Below are 4,038 nucleotides of genomic sequence, written 5' to 3'. Positions count from 1 at the left end.
CAACGCCGCGGGACTCCACTGGCACAACTCCTCGGGCGATCGCGGCTTCATCGCCGGCGGAAAGGGTGGCGACATATATGCGGGGCGCGACGGCAACGTCTATCGCCGCGAGAACGGCGAATGGCAGAAGCACACGCCGGATGGATGGGATCCGGTGAACCGTCCAGCGACCGAAGGGCTGAAGAATGCCGGGGAGCAGTTCGCGTCCAAGCATCCGGAAGCCGCCGACCGCATCCGCCAGAACGCTCCCGAGCGCGCGGAAGACAGACAGGAGCAGGTCCAGAACCGGGTACAGAACAGTCCCGCAGTGAAAGAGCGCGTCGCGAATAGAACGCAAAACCGTCAGAACATGACGCCACGGCGGCAGGTCCGCGAACGCGCCCCTGACAATCTCGGCGTCGACCGCGTCGCTCGGAATGTCGGCAACCAGCGCGATCTGTCGCGAAGCTACGGACGCCGCGACATCGGCCAGTTCGCCGGCGGACGGCAGATCGGCGGCGGTGGCGGCCGGGAATTTAGTGGCTCCCACCGCGGCGGCGGTGGCGGCTTCCACGGCGGTGGCGGCGGACACTTCCGTAGACGTTGAGCCTCGTAGGAATTTTGGAGATTAAGAATTTCGATGACCTCTGAATTTGGCAGACGGCTGACCTTCATCGCAGCGTTGACGTTGCTTCCCTCCCTGGCGATGGCGGCCGAGGGCGGCGCGGGCTTCTATCTGCTCGGCGCGAAGCTTCCCGCAAGCGCGATCACGCCGCCTCCCGGCGTGTTCTTCTCGAACGACATCTACATGTACACGGGCGATCTCGGCGGCGGAAAGGCGCTTCCCTCGGGAGGACGGCTTGCCGTCGGCGTCGAAGGATCGGCCGTCATCGAAGTCCCGACGGTGCTCTGGATCCTTCCCGAAGAGATCGCAGGCGGCCATCTCGGTCTGTCGGCGACCCTGCCTATCGGCTGGAAGAATACGGACGCCGACGTGACATTGGCGGGACCCCGAGGTGGCACAGCTTCCGGATCGATCTCCGATCCGGTCTTCACGTTCGGCGACCCGGTCATCGGCGGCTTGCTGGGCTGGGAGGCCGGAAACTTCCATTGGCAGACCAGTCTGCTCGTCAACGTCCCGATCGGCGACTACCAGGATGGCGAGATATCGAACATCGCCTTCCACCACTGGGGCGCGGACGTCTCCGTCGGCGGTACTTGGCTGGACCCGACGGTGNGCGAGATATCGAACATCGCCTTCCACCACTGGGGCGCGGACGTCTCCGTCGGCGGTACTTGGCTGGACCCGACGGTGGGACTCGATCTCTCCGCCGTGGTCGGCATGACCTTCAATGCCGAGAACCCGGCGACCGACTACCGCACGGGCAACGAGTTCCATGTCGAGTGGGCCGCCGTGCAGCACTTCAACGAGCAGTTCGACGCCGGCCTCGTCGGCTATTACTACGACCAGGTCACGGGAGACAGCGGCGACGGCGCCTCGAGCGACTTCAAGGGGCGCGTCGCGGCGATCGGGGCGACGATCGGATGGACCTTCAAGGCCGGCGAGCTGCCGATCTCCACGCGGATCAAGTACTTCCATGAGTTCGCGGTCGAGAACCGAGCGGAGGGGGATGCCGTCTATTTGACCGTCTCCATGCCGCTGTCGATCACAAAGCCCACGAACATTGCGGCGCGGTAGATCGATGACAATCCTCGCGCCACTACAACGACTTTTCCTCCTGATAGGCTTCCTCCCGGCGCTGGCCGGCTGCGGACACCCGAGCGGCGTCATGCAGCCGGTGGCGCTGGCCGCGGGGACACCGAAAAACGCACAGGTCGACATGCTTGTCGCGACGACAAGGCAGCCGTCTGGCGATCCGGCAACCCTCTTCAATGGTGAGCGCAGCCCGAAGCCCTCGATGACGGACGTCGCAGTCTCTATTCCTGCTAAGCGCGAGCCGGGCACCGTCCAGTGGCCGCGTCGTCTTCCTCCGAACCCTTCGACGGACTTCGCGGTCACGCGCGTCAAGCAGATCGACACCATTCCGGAAGGCCGGGCATGGTTCCGCCAGCATATCGAGGGCGGGCATGCACTGGTCTTTATCCACGGGTTCAACAACAAGTACGAAGACAGCGTCTTCCGCCTGGCGCAGATCGTCCACGACAGCGGCATGCAGGCGACGCCGATCCTCTTCACCTGGCCGTCACGCGCGCAGCTCACCGGATACGAGTACGACAAGGAGAGTACCAACTATTCGCGCACGGCGCTCGAGCAGTCACTGCGGGTTATGGCACAGGATCCAGCGGTGAAGGACATCACCATCCTCGCCCATTCGATGGGTACCTGGCTGGCGATGGAAGCGCTGCGCCAGATGGGTATCCGTGACGGACACGTGGACCCCAAGATCCATAATGTCATCCTGGCCTCGCCTGATATAGACATTCAGGTTTTTGCGAAACAATACGTCGAGATGGGCGAGCCCAAGCCGAAGTTCACGATCTTCGTCTCGCAGGACGACCGAGCGCTCGCGGCGTCGAGCTTCATCACTGGCAACGTGTCGCGGCTGGGCGCGATCGATCCCTCGAAGGAGCCATATCGCTCGCGGCTGGAAAAGGCCGGCATCACGGCCATCGATCTGACGAAGGTCAAGACCGAGGATAGCCTGCACCACGGCAAGTTCGCCGAAAGCCCGGAAATCGTCCAGCTCATCGGCCAGCGGCTGATGACCGGGCAGACGCTGACGGACAGCAACGTCTCTCTCGGTCAAGGCGTCGCCGCAGTCGTCGGGGGAACCGCGCGCACCGTAGGCACGGTGGCGGGCGCGGCCGTCGCCGCCCCACTGACGATCGTCGAGCAGCCTATGAGGAAACGGCAGCCGACCGGAACCGAGGTGGAAAACGACCTTGAAAGCGACCGCAAGCCGACGCCGTTGACCCAGTAGCGGGCAGTTGGGGCGATTGTTACCCCCTGCCGTCCGCAATGTAACTGTTACAAGCTTACCCCTTCGCCGCGCCTGACGCAGTATCGCCCCGGCGATATCCGACCGAGCAGCCTGAAGCAATCCATTCAAAGCAGAAAGGAAATTTGAGATGAGTTCATCCATCCATCGAAGACTTCTTGCAGCAACGGCCGCGGTCGTGATGACCATGACCTCGGCCGCCATCGTCTCGCCGGCCTTCGCGCAGCAGGCAGCGCCCGCCACGGTGACGCCACCGACCGCGGCGGACGGCTCGAAACCGAACATCCTGGTGATCTTCGGCGACGACGTCGGCCAGACCAACATCAGCGCGTACTCCATGGGCGTCGTGGGATACAAGACGCCGAACATCGACAGCATCGCCAAGGCGGGCATGATGTTCACCGACTACTATGCCGAGAACTCCTGTACGGCCGGCCGCTCGACATTCATAACCGGGCAAAGCTGCCTGCGTACGGGTCTTTGCAAAGTAGGCGCACCCGGCGCTCCGGTTGGACTGCAGGCCGGCGACATTACGATCGCGCAGGCGCTCAAGCCGCTCGGCTACGCCACCGGACAGTTCGGCAAGAACCATCTAGGGGACCGCGACGAGTACCTGCCGACCAAGCACGGCTTCGACGAGTTCTTCGGCAACCTCTACCACCTGAATGCCGAGGAGGAACCGGAAGCGCCCTACTGGCCGAAGGACGACGCGGAGTTCCTGAAGGCGTACTCGCCACGCGGAGTCATCAAGGCGTCGGCCGATGGCAAGATCGAGGATAGCGGACCTCTGACGAAGAAGCGGATGGAGACCATCGACGACGAGACCAGCACCGCTGCGATGGACTTCATGGACCGCCAAGTGAAGGCTAAGAAGCCGTTCTTTACCTGGATGAACGCGACACGCATGCACGTCTTCACGCATGTGCGCGAATCCATGCGCGGCCAGAGCGGCATGCCTGGAAACGAATATGGCGACGGAATGGTCGAACACGACCAGATGGTCGGAAAGCTGTTGAAGAAGCTCGACGAGCTGGGGATCGCCGACAACACGATCGTCGTCTATACGACGGACAACGGTCCGAACCAGTGGTCATGGCCC

The 4,038-nt window shown here is 63.2% G+C and carries 3 protein-coding genes and 1 pseudogene; all 4 read left to right on the top strand.

The genetic code is table 11. The annotated features are described in order from the left end of the window. Nucleotides 1–586 (top strand): annotated as a pseudogene (locus BN1800_RS39215) (SH3 domain-containing protein); the annotation flags it as partial. 33 nt (nucleotides 587–619) lie between these two features. Further along, a complete protein-coding gene (locus tag BN1800_RS39210) occupies nucleotides 620–1,678 on the top strand; it encodes a SphA family protein (RefSeq protein WP_087006287.1) in 1,059 nt (352 codons plus the stop codon). Nucleotides 1,679–1,682: 4 nt separating this feature from the next. Next, nucleotides 1,683–2,921, top strand: coding sequence for an alpha/beta hydrolase (locus tag BN1800_RS39205; RefSeq protein ID WP_087006284.1), 1,239 nt, complete (start codon nucleotides 1,683–1,685; stop codon nucleotides 2,919–2,921). Nucleotides 2,922–3,069: 148 nt separating this feature from the next. After that, a partial coding sequence (locus BN1800_RS39200) for a sulfatase-like hydrolase/transferase (RefSeq protein WP_179214032.1) occupies nucleotides 3,070–4,038 on the top strand: 969 nt, incomplete at its 3' end.

The organism is Rhizobium sullae, assembly GCF_900169785.1.
In the GTDB taxonomy this organism is placed as follows: Bacteria; Pseudomonadota; Alphaproteobacteria; order Rhizobiales; family Rhizobiaceae; genus Rhizobium; species Rhizobium sullae.
The sequence above is the reverse complement of the archived record's forward strand: the minus strand, read 5'-3'. Positions and strand labels throughout refer to the sequence as shown.

Excerpts from the sequence above, each read along its gene's own strand:
- BN1800_RS39205 (WP_087006284.1), top strand. The coding sequence starts at position 1,683 with ATGACAATCCTCGCGCCACTACAACGACTTTTCCTCCTGATAGGCTTC.